Annotated in this window: 20 protein-coding genes; 14 read left to right on the forward strand and 6 right to left on the reverse strand. The window is 71.4% G+C overall.

The annotated features are described in order from the left end of the window. Window position 1 precedes the first annotated feature (1 nt). Both ACIA77_RS35200 and ACIA77_RS35205 read left to right on the forward strand, forming a co-directional pair. Entirely contained in the window at window positions 2-1,912 is a 1,911-nt protein-coding gene (locus ACIA77_RS35200; protein ID WP_395890379.1) for a glycosyltransferase, read from the forward strand. An 89-nt stretch (window positions 1,913-2,001) separates the two neighbouring features. Then, window positions 2,002-3,015, forward strand: coding sequence for an acyl-CoA dehydrogenase family protein (locus ACIA77_RS35205; protein WP_395890380.1), 1,014 nt, complete (start codon window positions 2,002-2,004; stop codon window positions 3,013-3,015). Here the strand turns inward: ACIA77_RS35205 and ACIA77_RS35210 are convergent. Then, window positions 3,012-3,254: a hypothetical protein gene (locus ACIA77_RS35210; RefSeq protein ID WP_395890381.1), complete on the reverse strand. Its 243-nt coding sequence runs from the start codon at window positions 3,252-3,254 to the stop codon at window positions 3,012-3,014. The genes ACIA77_RS35205 and ACIA77_RS35210 overlap by 4 nt on opposite strands. 222 nt (window positions 3,255-3,476) lie before the next feature. Between ACIA77_RS35210 and ACIA77_RS35215 the strand changes: the two genes are divergently transcribed. The 3 genes from ACIA77_RS35215 to ACIA77_RS35225 are packed head-to-tail and all read left to right on the forward strand — an operon-like array spanning window position 3,477 to window position 5,775. Next, window positions 3,477-4,205, forward strand: a complete 729-nt coding sequence (locus ACIA77_RS35215) for an ESX secretion-associated protein EspG (RefSeq protein WP_395890382.1) — start codon at window positions 3,477-3,479, stop codon at window positions 4,203-4,205. A 32-nt stretch (window positions 4,206-4,237) separates the two neighbouring features. Then, entirely contained in the window at window positions 4,238-4,666 is a 429-nt protein-coding gene (locus ACIA77_RS35220) for a hypothetical protein (protein WP_395890383.1), read from the forward strand. Further along, window positions 4,663-5,775: a hypothetical protein gene (locus ACIA77_RS35225; RefSeq protein WP_395890384.1), complete on the forward strand. Its 1,113-nt coding sequence runs from the start codon at window positions 4,663-4,665 to the stop codon at window positions 5,773-5,775. Before ACIA77_RS35220 ends, ACIA77_RS35225 begins: the two co-directional genes overlap by 4 nt. A gap of 60 nt (window positions 5,776-5,835) precedes the next feature. Here the strand turns inward: ACIA77_RS35225 and ACIA77_RS35230 are convergent, their stop codons facing one another. The 3 genes from ACIA77_RS35230 to ACIA77_RS35240 are packed head-to-tail and all read right to left on the reverse strand — an operon-like array spanning window position 5,836 to window position 8,516. Further along, a complete protein-coding gene (locus ACIA77_RS35230; protein ID WP_204092139.1) occupies window positions 5,836-6,744 on the reverse strand; it encodes a glycosyltransferase in 909 nt (302 codons plus the stop codon). Then, a complete protein-coding gene (locus tag ACIA77_RS35235; RefSeq protein WP_395890385.1) occupies window positions 6,744-7,559 on the reverse strand; it encodes an ABC transporter ATP-binding protein in 816 nt (271 codons plus the stop codon). The genes ACIA77_RS35230 and ACIA77_RS35235 overlap by 1 nt, the downstream gene beginning before the upstream one ends. A gap of 3 nt (window positions 7,560-7,562) precedes the next feature. Then, window positions 7,563-8,516, reverse strand: coding sequence for an ABC transporter permease (locus ACIA77_RS35240; RefSeq protein ID WP_395890386.1), 954 nt, complete (start codon window positions 8,514-8,516; stop codon window positions 7,563-7,565). A gap of 144 nt (window positions 8,517-8,660) precedes the next feature. Between ACIA77_RS35240 and ACIA77_RS35245 the strand changes: the two genes are divergently transcribed. From ACIA77_RS35245 to ACIA77_RS35270, 6 genes are all read left to right on the forward strand, one after another. Beyond that, window positions 8,661-9,290, forward strand: coding sequence for a hypothetical protein (locus ACIA77_RS35245; protein WP_395890477.1), 630 nt, complete (start codon window positions 8,661-8,663; stop codon window positions 9,288-9,290). A gap of 37 nt (window positions 9,291-9,327) precedes the next feature. Next, window positions 9,328-9,774: a hypothetical protein gene (locus ACIA77_RS35250; RefSeq protein WP_395890387.1), complete on the forward strand. Its 447-nt coding sequence runs from the start codon at window positions 9,328-9,330 to the stop codon at window positions 9,772-9,774. Then, window positions 9,771-10,232, forward strand: a complete 462-nt coding sequence (locus tag ACIA77_RS35255) for a GNAT family N-acetyltransferase (protein ID WP_395890388.1) — start codon at window positions 9,771-9,773, stop codon at window positions 10,230-10,232. Before ACIA77_RS35250 ends, ACIA77_RS35255 begins: the two co-directional genes overlap by 4 nt. 32 nt (window positions 10,233-10,264) lie before the next feature. After that, window positions 10,265-11,314: a pseudaminic acid synthase gene (gene pseI, locus ACIA77_RS35260; protein WP_395890389.1), complete on the forward strand. Its 1,050-nt coding sequence runs from the start codon at window positions 10,265-10,267 to the stop codon at window positions 11,312-11,314. Window positions 11,315-11,324: 10 nt separating this feature from the next. Next, on the forward strand, window positions 11,325-11,747 hold the full coding sequence (locus ACIA77_RS35265; RefSeq protein ID WP_395890390.1) for a DUF4345 domain-containing protein: 423 nt from the start codon (window positions 11,325-11,327) through the stop codon (window positions 11,745-11,747). A gap of 139 nt (window positions 11,748-11,886) precedes the next feature. Next, complete coding sequence (locus ACIA77_RS35270; RefSeq protein ID WP_395890391.1) at window positions 11,887-12,057, forward strand: hypothetical protein; 171 nt, start codon at window positions 11,887-11,889, stop codon at window positions 12,055-12,057. A 44-nt stretch (window positions 12,058-12,101) separates the two neighbouring features. On the opposite strand, the gene ACIA77_RS35275 is transcribed toward ACIA77_RS35270, so the two are convergent. Continuing rightward, entirely contained in the window at window positions 12,102-13,268 is a 1,167-nt protein-coding gene (locus tag ACIA77_RS35275) for a DegT/DnrJ/EryC1/StrS family aminotransferase (RefSeq protein WP_395890392.1), read from the reverse strand. Continuing rightward, window positions 13,261-14,244 carry a UDP-N-acetylglucosamine 4,6-dehydratase (inverting) gene (gene pseB / locus ACIA77_RS35280; RefSeq protein WP_395890393.1) on the reverse strand — a complete coding sequence of 328 codons (984 nt, stop codon included), beginning with the start codon at window positions 14,242-14,244 and terminating at the stop codon, window positions 13,261-13,263. Before pseB ends, ACIA77_RS35275 begins: the two co-directional genes overlap by 8 nt. A gap of 62 nt (window positions 14,245-14,306) precedes the next feature. Here pseB and ACIA77_RS35285 point away from each other — a divergent pair, with 62 nt between their 5' ends. The 3 genes from ACIA77_RS35285 to ACIA77_RS35295 are packed head-to-tail and all read left to right on the forward strand — an operon-like array spanning window position 14,307 to window position 17,210. Next, complete coding sequence (locus tag ACIA77_RS35285; RefSeq protein ID WP_395890394.1) at window positions 14,307-15,044, forward strand: cytidylyltransferase domain-containing protein; 738 nt, start codon at window positions 14,307-14,309, stop codon at window positions 15,042-15,044. Beyond that, window positions 15,041-16,012 carry a spore coat protein gene (locus tag ACIA77_RS35290; protein ID WP_395890395.1) on the forward strand — a complete coding sequence of 324 codons (972 nt, stop codon included), beginning with the start codon at window positions 15,041-15,043 and terminating at the stop codon, window positions 16,010-16,012. The genes ACIA77_RS35285 and ACIA77_RS35290 overlap by 4 nt, the downstream gene beginning before the upstream one ends. Window positions 16,013-16,067: 55 nt before the next feature. Then, window positions 16,068-17,210: an epoxide hydrolase family protein gene (locus ACIA77_RS35295; RefSeq protein ID WP_395890396.1), complete on the forward strand. Its 1,143-nt coding sequence runs from the start codon at window positions 16,068-16,070 to the stop codon at window positions 17,208-17,210. Window positions 17,211-17,422 lie beyond the last annotated feature (212 nt).

The raw sequence follows: 17,422 nt of genomic DNA on the forward strand, positions 1-17,422 counted from the left end.
GATGCCCGGTAAAGCAGCCCCGGTCGCCGAGGCGGCCCCCGAAGGCGAGACCCGGTTCGCGGAGCACGTGCCCGAAGGCAGGCTCACCGCTCAGCGAGGGCTGTACGCCGGCCCGGCCCCCATCGTCAGCAAGGACCTCTACGCGGAGATCGAGTGGGGTTCCGCGGTGCGCGACCGCGACTCCATCACGCTCGAACCGTCGGGCAAGGTCACGAGCAACACCTACTTCGGCCGGTTCCCGGCGAGCTACTGGCAGCGCTGGACCACGGTGACCGAGGTCGCCGTGGAGGCCGTGGTGACCGGTGACGGCCTGCTCTCGGTCGGCGCGTCCGACCTGGCGGGCGACGCGCGCGTGGTCAACGCCGAGCACGTGTCCGGCGCCAAGGCGAAGAAGGTCAAGCTCACCGCGAAGCTCGACAAGTTCCACGACGGCGGCGCGCTGTGGCTCGACCTCGAGACCGAGGGCGGCCAGACGCTGCGCGTGGAGCAGGTCCGCTGGAGCGTCGAGGCGCCGGAGAAGATCCGCCCGACGGCCGTGACCATCTGCACGATGAACCGCGCCGACGACTGCCTGAAAAACCTGCAGGCGCTCGCGGCCGACGTGTCGTCGCTGCACACGCTGGACGCCATCTACGTGGCCGACCAGGGCACCGACCTCGTCGAATCGCGCGACGGCTTCGAGCAGGTCGCGAAGGACCTCGGCGAGAAGCTGCACTACATCAAGCAGCCGAACCTCGGTGGCGCCGGCGGTTTCACCCGCGGCCTGTACGAGGTGGCCGGCCACACCGCCACCGAGCACGCCAACGTGCTGTTCATGGACGACGACGTGCTGCTCGAGCCGGACCTCGTCGTGCGCATGACGGCGTTCTCCAACCGCGCGGCCAACCCGATCATCGTCGGTGGCCAGATGCTGAACCTGCTGCACCCGAACCAGCTGCACGTGGGCGCCGAGTACGCGCGCCTGAACACGCTGGAGCCGGGCCAGCCGGTCACGCACTCGCTGTCCACGGCCGACCTGCTGGGCGTCGACGAGGAGACCCTCAAGCCCAACCGCCAGGAGCGCCGCCTCGACGCCGGGTACAACGGCTGGTGGTCGTGCCTGATCCCGTACGAGGTCGTGAAGGCCATCGGCTACCCGATGCCGTTCTTCTTCCAGTGGGACGACGCCGAGTACTCCTACCGGGCCCGCGAGTACGGCTTCCCGACCGTGACGCTGCCGGGCGCCGGCGTGTGGCACGCGGACTTCCACTGGAAGGACTGGGACGAGTGGCACCGGTACTTCAACCTGCGCAACTCGATCATCACGGCCGCGCTGCACTCGCCGTTCAACCTGAACCTGCTCTCGCGCGTGCTGATGGCGCAGCTGGTGCGCTACCTGCTGGGCATGCAGTACGGCCTGTCGGCCACGCTGATCAAGGCCGTCGAGGACTTCCTCGAGGGGCCTGAGGTCCTGCACGACGGCGGGGTCGCGGCGATGAAGGAGATCCGCCGGATCCGCGAGCAGTACCCGGAGACCAAGCGCCACAAGGCCACCGACGTCCCGGGCATCGCGTCCAACGACATCGGCATCATCAACAGCGCGCCGCGGCCCAGCATGCAGCGCCTGGTGCTGATCAAGCGCATCCTCGACCGCGTGCTCGGCCGCAGCCGGTTCGGCCTCGGCGCCGTGCCGACCGACGAGGCGCACTGGTGGCACATCGCCCTGTTCGACACCGCGGTCGTCACCGACGCGTCGCAGGAGGGGGTGCGCGTGCGCACCTACGACAAGGTGAAGATGTTCGACCTCGCCAAGCGCGGCGTGAAGGTGATCCAGCGCCTGCGCAAGGAGGGCACGGAGGTGCAGGAGCAGTACAAGCGCGCCATGCCGGAACTCACCTCGCGCGAGAACTGGAAGCGGCTCTACGAGCTCTGATCTCGGCCGGTCAGGAGGCCGCCACGGGTACGCCCGTGGCGGCTTTCTGCGTTCACCGGCTACCGCGTGAACTCAGTAGCCTCGATTCTGTGCCGAACCTCGTCGCCCGAGCGCGGGCCCTCGCCGATGACGTGCTGTTCCCCGCCGCGGCGGAGGTCGACCTGCGGGGTGAGGTTCCGCGGTCGCACTTCGACGCGCTGGCCGAGGCCGGGTTCTACGGCCTCGCCGCACCCGTCGAGGCCGGCGGCGCCGGCGCCGACCTGGGTCAGCTCGTCGGCGTCGTCGAAGCACTGGCCGGCGGCTGCCTGAGCACGGCGTTCACCTGGCTCCAGCACCACGCGCTCGTCGTGGCGCTGGTGGGCTCGGCTGACTCGGCGCTGCGCGACGAGTACCTGGCTGACCTGGTCAAAGGCACGGTCCGGGCGGGAGTCGCCTACGCGGGGGTGCTCCCGACGCCCCCGCGCACCCGGGCCCGCCGGGTGACCGGCGGCTTCCGCTTCGACGGCGAGGCGCCCTTCGTGAGCGGCTGGGGGTCGACGGACGTGCTCATGCTCTCGGGCCGCACCCCCGACGACACCGTGGTCAGCACCGTCGTGGCCCCCGTCGCCGGCCACGGCCTCGACGTCACCCCGCTGCACCTCATCGCCGCGCAGGGCACGGCGACCGTCCGCCTCGGTCTGGACGACTACTTCGTGCCCGGCGCTCGCGTGCTGTCCGAGGTCCCGCACGCCGACTTCGTGGCCGCCCGGACGTTCGCGATCCGGCTGAGCGGGTGCGCACCGCTCGGTCTCGCGGAACGCTGCGCGCGGCTGCTCGACGACCTCGGCCAACCCGCCACTGCCACCTCGCTGCGCGCCGAGCAGGCCCAGATCCGCATCCGCCTCGACGCCGGCCTCACCGATCCGCCGTCGCTGCCCGCCGCCCGCGCCGCGGCGGGCGAACTCGCGTACCGCAGCGCCGGCGCGCTGGTCGCGGCCACGGGCAGCCGCGCGGTCCTCGCGGGCGAGCCCGCCGGCCGCCTCGTCCGCGAAGCCACGTTCCTGCTGGTCGCCGCGAGCCGCCTCGAGATCCGCGACGGCTTGCTGGCGCTGGCGCGTCGCTAGGCCGACAACCCGAACTTCCCCTTGCGGCTCAGGTCGTCGACGTACGCGGCGGCGACGTGCGCGAAGTTCACCGTCAGGGTGTAACCGTCACGGGTCTGTACAGAGTGGACACCGCCGTGCTTGAGCAGATCGGGGATCTTCTCCTGCACGCCGGCGGTTTCCTCGGGCGCGAGCGGGAACAGCAGCGGTTCGCCGCCGGTGGCGAGGTGGAGCACGAGTGCGGGTTTCGGTTCAGCCATGGCTCCATGGCACCAGCGGCCGATCACCGGCGGCAAGCGAGTTCGCGCACAGCGGAGCGTCCAGGAGGCACCGCGGAGCGTCAAGAGGACACAGCGGAGCGTCCCCAAGGCAACACAGAGCGGAAAACCAGGCAACGCAGGAGGCCGATCACCGGTCGGGCTGCGGGGCCCGCGCACCGTCGGCTAGCGTTTCGACGCGGAGACCCGACCTAGGGATGGCCGATGCCGTACTCGTTCACGCTGTCACCCGCGGCGGTGGACCTGTTGCTCGAGCAGCAGGGCCTCGGCCGGCCGCCGGTTCCGTTCGTGGTGCCGCACATCGGCATCACGGGCGGGGAGCGCCGCCGGATCCGCGAAGCGGTCACCCGGGACCTCGAAGGCCGCGGCCTGGTGAGCCGCCGCGGGTACCTCGACGACGACCTGGAACAGGCGCTGACGACGTTCGCCCGCGGCCGGCTGGCGGTGACGTCCACGGCCCAGCTGGAAGCCGGGCAGCTCTTCGCCCGGGTGACCTCCACCGGCGACCACGCCGTGCTCGCCAAGCACGACGACGGCATGTTCGTCTTCGAGCAGGTCCGGCCCACGGGCCTGGTCCCGGCGATCGTCGACCTGCTCCCGCCCGGCACACCCGGGCCCGGCACGTCCGTCACGATCACGCGGCCGCCGAGGCAGCCGCGCCGCGGCGACGCGTACGACCCGTTCGCGCGCGCCAGCGCGCCGCGGGACCCGCAGGCCAGGGCCGTCGAGCGGATCTTCGAGAAGCCGCGGTTGCGCGTCGGGCAGTTCACCGTGGGCGGCCAGCAGCCGCTCGTGTGGTTCGACACGGAAGCCGGCCGGTACCTGCTGAGCACGCGCGTCGCCGACGACGGGCAGCGCTGGCTCACCTACGCGCCGGCGGACAACAGCCGCCTGGCCCAGCAGCTGTCCGCACAGGTCGAGGCAAACGCCTGACCGCGGCGCTGTCCGTCGCTAGACTGCGGATCATGACCACGCCAGACCCGGGACAGGTGGCCGGCCTGGACCCGAAGGCCATCGCTGCCGCCACGGCCGAGACGACGAAACTCGTGAACGCCGCCAAATCGGGCCGTTTCAGCATCTCCGGTGAGGCGCTCGAGCAGCTGCGCAAGGCGTTGTCGGACATGGTGACGCGCGTCGACGGGCTCACCGGGTCCACCGCCGCGCTGGACCAGGCGCCGCAGCTCGGCAGCCACCCGTACGGCCACGCCGTGGCGTACCACGACCTCAGGGCCGCGTCGGAGTCGACCGGGTCCCTCCGCTCGGTGCTGGGCCAGTTCCGCGACCTGCTCGCGCAGGCCGACGAAGCGCTCGCCCACGCCGGTGGCGCCTACCGCGGCGCCGAGAGCGCGGCCGTCGACCTGCACAGCGTGCGCCGGGCGGGAGACCTCGCATGACGACCTCGCACGAAGCGACGCGCGCCATCGAGCCGTCCGACGCCGACTACCTGGGCCACAGCCACGAGCAGCTGCAGCAGTTCGTGACCACGAACCTCGACCCCAAGCAGGTCGCCGACGTCGCCGCGGCGTACAGCGACGTCCAGAAGGCCTTCGAGGAGTTCGCGACGCAGCTCACCGAGGCCGTGAACAAGTCCGCGGGCGCGTGGGAGGGTGACGCCGCCACGAACGCGCACGCGTACTTCGAAACGCTCGGCAAGTGGGCCGACGCCACGGCGCAGAACGCGAAGGCCGCCGCGCAGAGCGTCGACGAGCAGTCCGCGGCCGCCCAGACGGCCCGCAACTCGATGACCGAACCGATCCCGTTCGACTGGAACGACGAGTTCAAGCACTGGACCGACGCCGGGCCGTTCGACCTCGGCGACGCGGTCGACAAGTCGCTGCGCAAGCAGCAGGACAGCCAGGCGGCCCACGAGCAGGCCGCGCAGACGATGGCCACGTACGACCAGTCGCTCCACGCGGCGGCGTCGCAGCAGCCGACGTTCGCCGACCCGCCGAAGTTCGCCTCGGCCTCGGGTAGCCCGGCTTCGACCGTCTTGCCGTCGGCCTCGGTGGACCACCACGGCGGCGGCGCGAGCGGCGGGTCGAGCACGGGGAGCCACGACGTGTCGGGCGCGAGCCAGATCACCGGCTCCGGGCACTTGCCGGCCGGCCCGAACTCCGCGACCACGTCCGCGAGCGTCACCCCGGCGGCCGCCCAGCAGCAGCCGGGCGGCGGGAACGCGCCGGCCGGGGGTGCCATGCCCATGGGCGGCATGCCGATGGGCGGCGCCGGCATGGGCGGCGGCTTCGGCGCCGACGAGGAGCACCAGTCCAAGTTCGGCCGCGGCGGCGGCTTCGGCCCGGGCGAAGGCGTTTCGGCCGGGCTGGGCTCCGCCGACACCGGCATGGGCCGCGGCCTGTCCGGCGCCCCCGCCCGCATGGGCATGGGCGGCGCCGCTCGCTACGAAGAGGACGAGGACGACGGGTCCCGCTTCTTCGCCCACGTCGACGAAGACTCCGAGTACGGCGCCGACCTGCGGGCCGCGCCACCGGTCATCGGCGAGTAGGCACGCGAAAGGGCCCTCGAGGAAGCGTTCCTCGAGGGCCCTTTCCGCGGCTGCGAAACGTCAGTAGCGGTAGAACTTCTCCGCCCGGCCCTGCCGCACGAGCTTCAGCCACTGCAGGAACGCCTTCGGGTCGCGCTTCACGCCGACGAAGTACAGGCCGAAGCGGATCACCTCGAGCGCGCCGATCTTGCGCATGCCCGGCTGCGACAGCAGGTACCCGCGGTTGCGGTAGGTGTAGTAGCGCTTGACCTCGTTCTCGGGGTCCTGCGCGTGGAACTTCCCGCCCAGCATCGGCTTGAACTCGTCCGAACCGTCGGGGTGCAGGTAGGTCGTGCGCAGGGACGTGCCGAACGGCAGCCCCGAGCGCACGAGCCGGCGGTGCAGCTCCACCTCGTCGCCGCGGAAGAACAGGCGCAGGTCCGGCACGCCGGTGACGTCCAAAGTGGACGCGCGGAACAGCGCGCCGTTCATGAGCGACGCGATGCCCGGCAGGAAGTCCGTGCCCAGCTCGGCCGACGAACGCTTCCACGTGAGGCCGCGCCGCAGGGGGAACGCGAGCTTGGCCGGCGCGTTGATGTTCGCCACCACGGGCGAAATCTCCGCGAGGCCGCGCTTTTCGGCTTCCTCCAAGAGGATCTGCAGCACGTTCTCGTCGGCGGGGCGGCCGTCGTCGTCGGCGAGCCACACCCAGTCGGCGCCGAGCGACAGCGCGTGGAGCATGCCGAGCGCGAACCCACCCGCACCGCCGAGGTTCCGGTGCGAGGGCAGGTACGTGCACGGGAGCGGGTAGCTCTCCACGACGTCGCGCGCGGACTGGTCGGGTCCGTTGTCCACCACCACGAGGTGGTCGACGGGTCGCGTCTGGGCGGCGATGATCTTCAGCGAGTCCGCGAGCAGCTCACGACGGTGGCGCGTGACCACCACGCCGACGACGGCGCCCTCGGGCAGCTGCCGGGTCTCGCTGGTCATCATTCCCCGCCGTTCTTCGTCGTCACGGGCTCGATGCCGAGCCGCTCGAGGCCTTCCTGGCTCATGTTCTCGAACGGGTCGCGGCCCTTGTAGGCCGTGAGGACATCGCGCAGTGAACCCTGCTGCTTCAGGTGGCCCTCGTCCATCCAGATGGCCGAGTTGCACAGCTCGAAGAGGAACTCGTCGGAGTGGCTCGCGAACACCAGGATGCCGGAGCGCTTGACGAGGTCCTTGAGCCGATCGCGGGCCTTGTTGAGGAACGCCGCGTCGACGGCGCCGATGCCCTCGTCGAGGATCAGGATCTCGGGATCGATCGACGTGACGACACCCAGCGCGAGCCGCACGCGCATACCGGTCGAGTACGTCCGCAGCGGCATCTGCAGGTAGTCGCCGAGTTCGGTGAACTCGGCGATGTCGTCCACCCGCTTCTCCATCTCCTTGGCCGTCATGCCGAGGAAGAGACCGCGGATGATGATGTTCTCGACGCCGGAGATCTCCGGGTCCATGCCGATGCCGAGGTCGAAGACCGGCGCGATCTTGCCGACGATCCGCGCGGCACCACGGGTGGGCTCGTAGATGCCGGCCAGCAGGCGCAGCAAAGTGGACTTGCCGGCACCGTTGTGGCCGACCAGCCCGACGCGGTCGCCCTCGTTCAGCTTGAGCGTGACGTCGTGCAGCGCCTCGATGATCGGCACCTTCTGCTCGGTGCCGATCTTGCCGCCGACCTTGCCGAGCACGCGCTTCTTCATCGACCGCGTCTTCGCGTCGAAGATCGGGAAGTCCACGAACGCGTTGTGGACGTCAATGCTGACCATGTGTCACACCCAATACGAGACGCGAGAGCGGTAGTTGCGCATGGCGACGAGTGCGAGCGCCCAGCCGATGATCGTGAGCGCGCCGACCACGACCCAGCTGGTCCAGCTCACGGCCTGGCCGAGCAGCGGGGCCCTGGTCACCTGCATGTAGTGGTAGAGCGGGTTCGCCTTGATGAACGGCAGCGCCCAGGACACGGCGTCGCGGGTGCCCCCGGCCTCCAGCTGGTCGACCGGCCAGACGATCGGCGTGCCGTAGAACATCAGCTGGATCAGGGAGTTGATCACCTGCGGGATGTCGCGGAAGCGCGTCGAGATGATCCCGAGCAGCAGCGCGGCCCAGCACGCGGTGAGGCCCAGCAGCAGGAAGCCCGGGATGGCGAGGAAGATGTTCCAGCTCAGGCCCGGGTGGCAGAACTTGTCCGGCACGCAGGCGCCGTCCTTGGTGCCGAGCGAGTACTTGTCGTCGAGCGCGGTGAAGAAGATGATCAGCAACACGACGTACACGATCATGTTGTGCGCGAGCAGCAACGTCTGGCGCCAGACGGTGCGGAGCACGTAGACGCTCAGCGGCGCGGGGAGCTGCTTGATCATCCCCTCGTTCGCGATGAACGTCTCCATGCCCTCCGAAAGGCAGCCCTGGATGAAGCCCCAGATGATGAACCCGGTGGAGATGTAGGGCAGGAACACCTGGATGGGCAGGTTGAACAGCTGCGAGTACAGCAAGCCCAGTCCGAGCGCGATGACCGCCTGGCTGATCGTGATCCAGAAGGGACCGATCACCGACCGGCGGTAGCGCTGCTTGATGTCCTGCCAGCCCAGGTGGGTCCACAACTCGCGGGCGGCGAGACCGTCCTTGATGTCGGCGATCGCCCTGGAGAACGTCTTGCGGTCCGACGCAGGTGGCACCGGCATCGAGACCTCGGGTTCGGCTACGTGAACCGTGCTGGTGGCATGCACGTGGACGAGGGTACCGACCGGGCGTCCCGTCTTCGGGACGCCCCGGCCCAGCCGTTGCGCCGCCTGGTCGATACCGCACCGGACACGAGCTGTGTCCTGGTAGTTTCTTGCGTCATGACTGCTGCTCTCGGTGCGGCGAGCCTGATGGTCGATCTCCTCGCGGCGTACGCCGAGCGTTCCGACCCGCGTTCCGTCGCGGTCGTCGGGAACCAGCCGCTGCCGCCGGACCCCGCCCGGGCCAAGGCCGTGGACGACTGTGACCTGGTGATCCGCGTCAACGGTTTCGTCCTCGACGAGCCCGACGGCCCCGAGACGACCGGCAGCAAGGTCCACGCCGTGGTGTTCAACCGCGCCGTGCGGGCCACTCGCCACGTTTTCCGCGATTACCGCCGTCGCCTGTACCTGCTGGTGGAGCCGGGCCGGCTGCACTGGGAGCCGGAGGCGCTGCCGGGCTGGTGGCCCGCCGACCTCGGGTTCGTCCCGGTGTCGAACCGCGACGTCGTGCTGCCCCTGTCCGACGCGCTCGGCCTGCCGACGCGCACCGAGTCGACCTGGTCGACCACCGGCACGCTCGCGGCGTGGATCGCGCGCACTTCGTTCCCCGAAGCGCAGCTGGTCCTGACCGGGTTCTCGTTCATCGACAACCCGAACCAGACTTCGTGGGAGCACGCCGCCGGAGATTCGTGCATCGTGGGTCCTGAGCACCAGATCGCCGCCGAGGGCAGGCTGCTCGACTCGTGGACCCGCGCCGGCGACACGGTCCTCCTGCGCTGACCCCAAGTTTTCCCAGAATCCCGAAGGAACCCTTTCCATGGCAGTTCAGAAGATCCGCTCCGGTTTGGTCAGCCGGATCGCCAGGCTCATCGATTTCCGCATCGAAGAGCGGATGCGCGACACCATCCGCGACCTGACCAACCGCGTCAACGACCTGGAACACGCGACCGCCGACCACCGGCGCCGGCTCGACGCGGCCGAGTCCGGTCTGGAGCACGCCCGGGGCGACCTGCTGTGGACGCGCGCCGAGCTCGACCGGATCATCCCGCACGTCGCCGCGCAGGAGGCGCAGCTCGAGACGCTGCGGGAGTCGATGGTGATGGTGCCGCGCGCCGACACGAAGCAGGTCGCCGAGGCGCGGTCGCTCATCGAGGAGATCCAGCGCCAGCACGCGCAGATCCGCGTCCGCCTCGCCGGCATCGCCCGGTACGAGGACCGGCTGCGCCGCCTCGAGGACAACCGCCTGGCGCCGTCGGCCCAGTGAGCCCGCTCGCGGCTCGCGAGGCCGTGGCGGCCGACGCCGAGTTGCTGCTCGCGTGGCGCAACGACCCGCGCACGCGGGAGGCGTCGCGGTCGACGGGCGTGATCGCGCTCGCCGACCACCTGCGCTGGCTGCGCGGCGTGCTGGCCTCGCCCGACCGGCTGCTGCTGGTGGTTTCCGACGGTGAGCAGCCGGTCGGCACCGTGCGGTTCGACCGCGAAGCGCCGGGGGAGTGGGAAGTGAGCATCACGCTGGCGCCCGAGAGCCGCGGCCGCGGGTTGTCCCGCGCGGTGCTCGCCGTGGGTGAGCAAGCGCTTTCCGAGCGTCATGAGGTGCGGGTGGTCCTGGCCGCGGTGCACGAGGACAACGCGGCGTCGGCGGCGCTGTTCGAGCGCGCGGGCTACGTCGAGTCGGCGCCCGCCGAGGACGGCTTCCGGTGGCTGCGCAAGACTCGGGGGTGACCCGCACGCGCACCACCGGGAGGACACCACCCATGTCCGAAGTCCGCATCGGCGCCCACACGCTCGGCCCCGACCGGCCGCCGTTCGTCATCGCCGAGATGTCCGGCAACCACAACGGTGACCTCGACCGCGCGCTCGCGATCGTCGACGCGATCGCCGACGCCGGCGCGCAGGCGGTGAAGCTGCAGACCTACCGCCCCGACACGATCACGATCGACGCCGACGGCCCGGCGTTCCGCATCGGCGACGGACATTCGTTGTGGGGCGGGGAAAACCTGTACAAGCTGTACGAAAAGGCCCACACACCGTGGGAGTGGCACGAGCCGATCTTCGAGCGTGCGCGCTCGCGTGGTCTGGAGGTGTTCTCCAGCCCGTTCGACCCGACGGCCGTGGAGCTGCTGGAGTCGCTCGGCGCGCCCGCGTACAAGATCGCGTCGTCGGAGATCGTCGACCTGCCGCTCGTCGAGCTGTGCGCCCGCACCGGCAAGCCGCTCGTCATCTCGACGGGCATGGCCAGCGTCGCGGAGATCGACGCGGCCGTCCGCACGGCCCGCGACGTCGGCAACGACCAGCTCGTGGTCCTCGGCTGCACGGCCAGCTACCCGGCCTCGCCCGCCGAGAGCAACCTGCGCGGCCTACCCGTGCTCGCCGGCGTGACCGGCACGCTCGTGGGGCTCTCGGACCACACGCCGGGCATCGGCGCGCCGCTGGCCGCCGTGGCCCTCGGCGCGGTCGCGATCGAGAAGCACGTGACCCTCGCCCGCGCCGACGGCGGCGTCGACTCGGAGTTCTCGCTGGAGCCCGCCGAGCTGGCCGCTCTCGTGGTGGAGAGCCACCGCGCGTGGGAGGCGCTCGGCCGTCCGGTCATCGGCCCGCGCGAGAGCGAAAAGGAAGGCCTGCGCCTGCGCCGCTCGCTGTACGTCGTGGCGGACGTCCGCGCCGGCGACGAGGTGACACCCGCGAACGTCCGCTCCATCCGCCCCGCCGGCGGTTTGGCGCCGGCCGAGATCACGAACGTGCTGGGCCGGACGTTCCGCGTGGCTGCGGCGAAAGGCACCGCCCTGACGTGGGACCTGATCTAGGCTCGGCCGCATGGCAGGCGCGAAGTCCCGCAAGGCGTTGCTGACCGTCCTCGGTGTCCTCGGCGCGATCCCCGTGGCCAGCGGCCTGACCGGCATCCTCGGCGGCCCGGACCGCGCCCCGGGCGGCGCCCCGACCACCCCGAGCGTCGACAGCGAGTACCGGTTCGTGAACACGTTCTGGACCGCCGCCGGCCTGGCGCTCTGGTGGTCGCTCCGCCGCCCGGAGAAACGCGCCGCCACCACGCGGCTCGTCCTCGCCACCGCCGCCGCGGGCGGCGTGCCCCGCCTGATCTCCGCGCGCCGCACGGGCGCCCCCCACCCCGTCTTCCGCGCCGCGACGGTCCTGGAGCTGCTCGTGGTACCCCTGGTGCTGCTGTGGCACGCGCTCGTCGTGCGGAGTGGCGATCAGGAGCCGAAGAAGCCCGGCGCCTAGCTCCGTCCGGCGTCGGCGCGGGTGAGCCGTACGCGGCTGCCCGTCGGGGGCTTGCCACGAAGCCCACTCCGTCGTCGAGAGTCCGTGACAGAAGGAACGGCGACGGGCTCCGCGTTGACGAGAAGGCGGCCCTTGGGCCGTGCGAGACAGCGAGGGACGCCTGAGGAATCCGGGCAGCTACGGCAAGCCGCACGTAGCCACGGGCGCGCCGATCCGCCTGCCGGTCGCCGGAACCCCGCACGTTCGGCAACCGGTCATCGATCAGCACGGCCTCGTCAAGGACCTCGGCGGCTACGTCGAACCGGACTAGCGCGTTGCGGGGACCAGCCGAAGCCCGTGCCGGCCGACTCGCGATCAGGAGCCGAAGAAGCTCCGCACCCCCGAGACGACGCGGTCCACATCGGAGTCCGTCAGGGACGGGAAGAGCGGCAGCGAAAGTTCCTGCTCGTAGTACGCCTCGGCGTTGGGGCACAGGCCGCGGCGGTAGCCGAGGTCTTCGAACACCGGGTGCCAGTACGCGGGGATGTAGTTGACCTGCACGCCGATGCCGAGCCCGCGCAGGTGGTCGAACAGCGCGCGCCGGCGGCCGTCGAGGACGCGGAGCGGGTAGAGGTGCCACACGGGGTCCGCGCCGGGGCGTGCCGGCGGGGTGAGCACGCCCGGGACGTCGGCCAGGGAAGCGTTGTAGCGCGCGTGGATCTCGGCGCGGCGCTTCTTGAACTCGGCCAGCCGCGTGAGCTGGCTGCTGCCCAGCGCGCACAGCACGTCGGGGAGGCGGTAGTTCAGGCCGAACTCGTGCACCTCCTGGTGCCAGGCGCCTTCGTCCGGGTAGCGCTGCCGCGTCTTGTCGCGCACCAGGCCGTGGTTGCGGAACGCCTGGGCGCGGCTCAACAGTTCCGGCGAAGCCGTGACGACGGCGCCGCCCTCGGCTGTGGTGAGGTTCTTCGTGGGGAAGAACGAGAACGTCGTCAGGTCGGCGAGGGAGCCGACGGGGCGGCCCTGCCAGCTGCCGCCGACGGAGTGCGCCGCGTCTTCCAGCAGCAGGGCGCCCGCGTTGTGCGCGACTTCGGCCAGCGCGTCCAACTCGGCGGGGTGCCCGGCGTAGTCGACGGCCGCGACGACCTTCGTGCGGCCGGTGACCGCGGCGGCCGCGGCGTCGACGGAAAGGTTTCCGGTGTCGGGTTCGACGTCGGCGAACACCACTTTCGTGCCGTGCAACGCGGCGGTGGACGCGGTGGCGACGAACGTCATCGGCGAGGTCACCACCTCGTCGCCCGGCCCCACCGCGGCGGCGGCGTAGGCGACGTGCAGCGCGGCCGTCCCCGACGTCACGGCGACGGCCGGGACCCCGCCCGTGTGCTCGGCGAGGTCGGCCTCGAAGCGCGTGACGGCGGGACCGGTCGTGAGCCAGTTGCCGCGCAGGACGTCGGTGACCGCGGCGATGTCCTCATCGGTGACGGACTGGCGGCCGTACGGGAGGAACGCGTTCTTTCCCGCGTCGGCGGCAGGGGACTCAGGCATACTGCTCGACCAGCTCGCGCAGTTCGGCGGCTTCGAGCCACAGGTCGTTGGTGTCCGAGCGGTACGCGAACCCCTCGGGCACCGGCTTGCCGTCGGCGGGCGGCTCGTAGCCCCAGCCCGCGAGGTACGGCTGGACGACGTAGCGGTCGGGCAGCTGCACCGTCCGGCGGGCGTCGTCGGGCGCGATCATCTCCTCGTGCAGCTTCTCGCCGGGCCGCACGCCGACCTCGTGCATCGGCGACCCCGGCGCGATGGCCTGCGCGAGGTCGACGAGCCGCATGCTCGGGATCCGCGGCACGTACAGCTCGCCGCCGTGCATCTGGTCGAACGAGTCGACCACGAACTGCACGGCCTGCGGCAGCGTGATCCAGAACCGCGTCATGTCCTTGTGCGTGATCGGCAGCGATTCGCCCTGCGCGGCGAGCTTGCGGAAGAACGGGATGACGCTGCCGCGCGAGCCCATGACGTTGCCGTAGCGCACCACGGAGAACCGCGTGGGGTGCGTGGCCGCGTAGTGGTTGCCGCTGATGAACATCCGGTCGGCGCACAGCTTGGTGGCGCCGTAGAGGTTGATCGGGCTCGACGCCTTGTCGGTCGACAGCGCGACGACCTTCTTCACGCCGGTGTCGATCGCGGCCTCGATCACGTTCTGGGAGCCCATCACATTGGTCTGGACGAACTCGAACGGGTTGTACTCACCCGTGTCCACCTGCTTGAGCGCCGCGGCGTGCACGACGTAGTCGACGCCGTGCATGGCGCGCTCGAGGCGGCGGCGGTCGCGGACGTCGCCGATGAACCAGCGCAGCCGTGGGTCGTCGTCGAACAGCTGGCGGGCTTCGTACTGCTTCAGCTCGTCGCGGGAGAGCACGACCAGCCGGCTGGGGTTCAGCTCGGCGAGGGCGTGGGTGATGAACGCCTTGCCGAACGAGCCGGTCCCGCCGGTGAGCAGGATGCTGGAGCCGTCCAGCTCGGACATCGATGACCTCCGCGGTTGGGGTACTGGGTCCTGGCGCGTTGCCGCAGGCCATCATGTCACCCATGCGTGATGGCCTCGGCGTCAACGCCGTGATCCAGGCCCGGTCCTCGTCCACGCGGCTCCCGGGCAAGGTGCTGCGACCGCTCGCCGGGCGCAGCGTGCTCGGCTGGGTCGTGCGCGCCGCGGCCGCCGCACCCGGCGTCGACCGGGTCGTGGTGGCCACTTCGGACGCGGCCGACGACGACGCCGTCGCCGCGGAGGCTTCGCGGTGCGGCGCGCTGGTCGCGCGTGGCCCGCTCGACGACGTCGTGGCGCGCTTCGGCGTCGCGCTGGAGCAGCACCCGGCCGACGCGGTGATCCGGCTCACCGCCGACTGCCCGCTGCTCGACCCCGCGCTGATCGGCCGCCTGGCCGCGGTGTGGCGCGCGGAGCCCGCGCTCGACTACGTGAGCACCACGCTGGTGCGGACGCTGCCGCGCGGCTTCGACGCGGAGCTGGTGCGGGCGGCCGTGCTGGCCGAGCAGGTCGCGGAGGCCGAGGGGCCGGACCGCGAGCACGTGACGTCGGGGATCTACCGGCAGCCGCTGCGGTACGCGTGCACCGGTGTGGTGGTCACGCCGCCGGCCGACGACCTGCGCGTCACCCTCGACACCCCGGAGGACTGGGAGCTGATCGCTGCCGTCGTCGACGCGCTGGGGGATCGGCCGGCGTCGTGGCAGGCGGTGGTGGCGCTACTGCGGTCGCGGTCGGACCTGGTCGCGCTGAACGCGCACGTCGAGCAGAAGAAGCTCGGCCAGTGAAGCTGCTGCTGCGCGCCGACGCGTCGCCGACGATCGGCGCGGGCCACCTCTCGCGGGTTGTCGCGTACGCGGAGCGCGCGGTCGCCCGGGGGTGGGACGTCTGCTTCGCCGGCCGGACGGACAACGCCGAGTGGCTGGCTTCGCGCCTCGACGAACTGTCGGTTGCGCGGCGGCCGGTTTCGCCGTGGGAGTCGCTGGCCTCCGGGTTCGACGCGGTGCTGGTGGACCACTACTCGGCGGGCGACGTGCGCGGCGAGGTCAACGCCGCGGGCGCCCTGCTCGTGTCCATCGAGGACGACACGTTCGGCCGCCGCCCCGCCGACGTCGTCGTCGACTCCGGGCTCACGCCCGGGCCGCGCCCCGCGGACGGGTCAGGTGTGCTGCTGCGCGGTGTTTCGTACACCGCTCTGCGGGACGTGGTCCTGCGGGCGCGCGCTCGCCGCTCGGGCCGCGGCTTCGGCGCGCCGCCGCACGTGACCGTCGTCCTGGGCGGCGCGGACTGGGCCGCGACGGTGGGGCTGCTGCTGCGCGCCCTGGCGGACACCGGGTTGCCGTTCGTCGCCGACGCTGTGGTCCGTGGTGAGCCGGTGGTGCCCGAGTTGTCCGAAGGCCAGGTGGTTCGCGTCGCCGCGCCGCACCCCGGCCTGCTCGACCTGCTGGCCACGACGGATGTCGCCGTGAGCGCTTCGGGCGTGACCTTCCTCGAACTCTGCTGCCTCGGCGTCCCGACCGCCGCGCTGCAGCTGGTGGCGAACCAGGCGCCGGGCTACCGGGCGGCGCTGGACCTCGGGCTGGCGGCCGGCCTGGGTGATGCGGCCACGCTGGCGGAGCGGCTCCCTTCGGTGGTTTCCGCACTGCTGGAGCTGCTGACGGACGCCGGGTTGCGGTCCTCTTTGTCCGGTGCCGCGGCGTCCACTGTGGACGGACTCGGGGCCGACCGCGTGCTCGACGTGCTGGCGGCGTACTGAACTCGGTGGCGATCGAGGACCCTTGCTGTCCTCGATGGTTCGTAGCGTTGCGGGTATGAAGTTCACTCCGTTTCGCGTAGCCGTCCCGCAGGAAGACCTCGACGACCTCCACACGCGGCTCGCCCGGACGCGGTGGCCCGACCAGCCCGACGGCGTCGGCTGGGAGCTGGGGATTCCCGTGGACGAGGTGCGTGACCTCGCCGAGCACTGGCGCCTCCGGTTCGACTGGCGGGCGGCCGAGGAGCGGCTCAACGGGTTCCCGCAGTTCACGACGGAGATCGACGGCACGCGGGTGCACTTCCTGCACGTCCGCTCGCCCGAGGAGGACGCCACGCCGTTGCTCCTGACGCACGGCTGGCCGGGCTCGGTGGTGGAGTTCCTGGACGTGATCGGACCGCTCGCGGACCCCCGCGCGTACGGCGGGGACCCGCGCACCGCGTTCCACCTCGTGGTCCCCTCGATCCCCGGCTTCGGCTTCTCCGGCCCGACCCGCGACCGCGGCTGGGGGCCGGCGCGCGGGGCGCGCGCGTGGGCCGAGCTGATGACCGGGCTGGGCTACCCGCGGTTCGGGACGCACGGCGGCGACTGGGGGGCGCTGATCTCGCGGGAATTGGGGGTGCAGTTCCCGGCGCGGGTGCTGGGGGTGCACGTGACGATGCTGCCCACCGCGGTCGCGCGCTCGTCGGCGGATCTCGACGGCCTGACCGGCGCTTCATTGGCGGTGGCCGAGCGTTCGCTGGAGAAGTCGCGCGCCTTCCAGGTCACGGGGACCGGCTACGCGATGATCCAGGCCACGAAGCCGCAAACGCTTGCGTACGGCCTGACTGATTCGCCGGCGGGCCAGCTGGCGTGGATCGCGGAGAAGTTCCGCTCCTTCTCCAACACCACCCACGACCTCATCGACCGCGACGACCTGCTCACCGACGTCTCCATCTACTGGTTCACCGGCACCGCCAACTCGTCGGCCCGCATCTACGCCGCCCTCGAGGCCCCGTGGGGCGCCCCGGTCCCACCGAACACCGCGCCCACGGGCGTCGCCGTCTTCCCCGACGACATCGGCCTGCCGGTCCGCGCCCTCGCCGAACGGGAGAACACCATCGTCCACTGGTCCACCTTCCCCACCGGCGGCCACTTCCCGGCCCTCGAACAACCGGACGCACTGATCGGCGACATCCGGAAGTTCTTCAGCGCCTTGTGACACCCGGCACCACGGGACCGTTCGCGACGACGTGAGGCACGAACGGACCGTTCGCGATCAGCGAGGCTGGCGAGCGGTCCTTTCCAGCCTCGCGGTGTGCGAGGGGACCGTTCGCGCCGGATCAGCGGTGCGCACGGACCCCCGCCCCTCGCCGCAGCGCGAAGAGACCGCCGCGCGAAGGGACCTTTCGTACCTGCCGCTACCGCGCGACT

The sequence above is a fragment of the Amycolatopsis sp. NPDC051903 genome (assembly GCF_044452505.1).
GTDB lineage: Bacteria > Actinomycetota > Actinomycetes > Mycobacteriales > Pseudonocardiaceae > Amycolatopsis.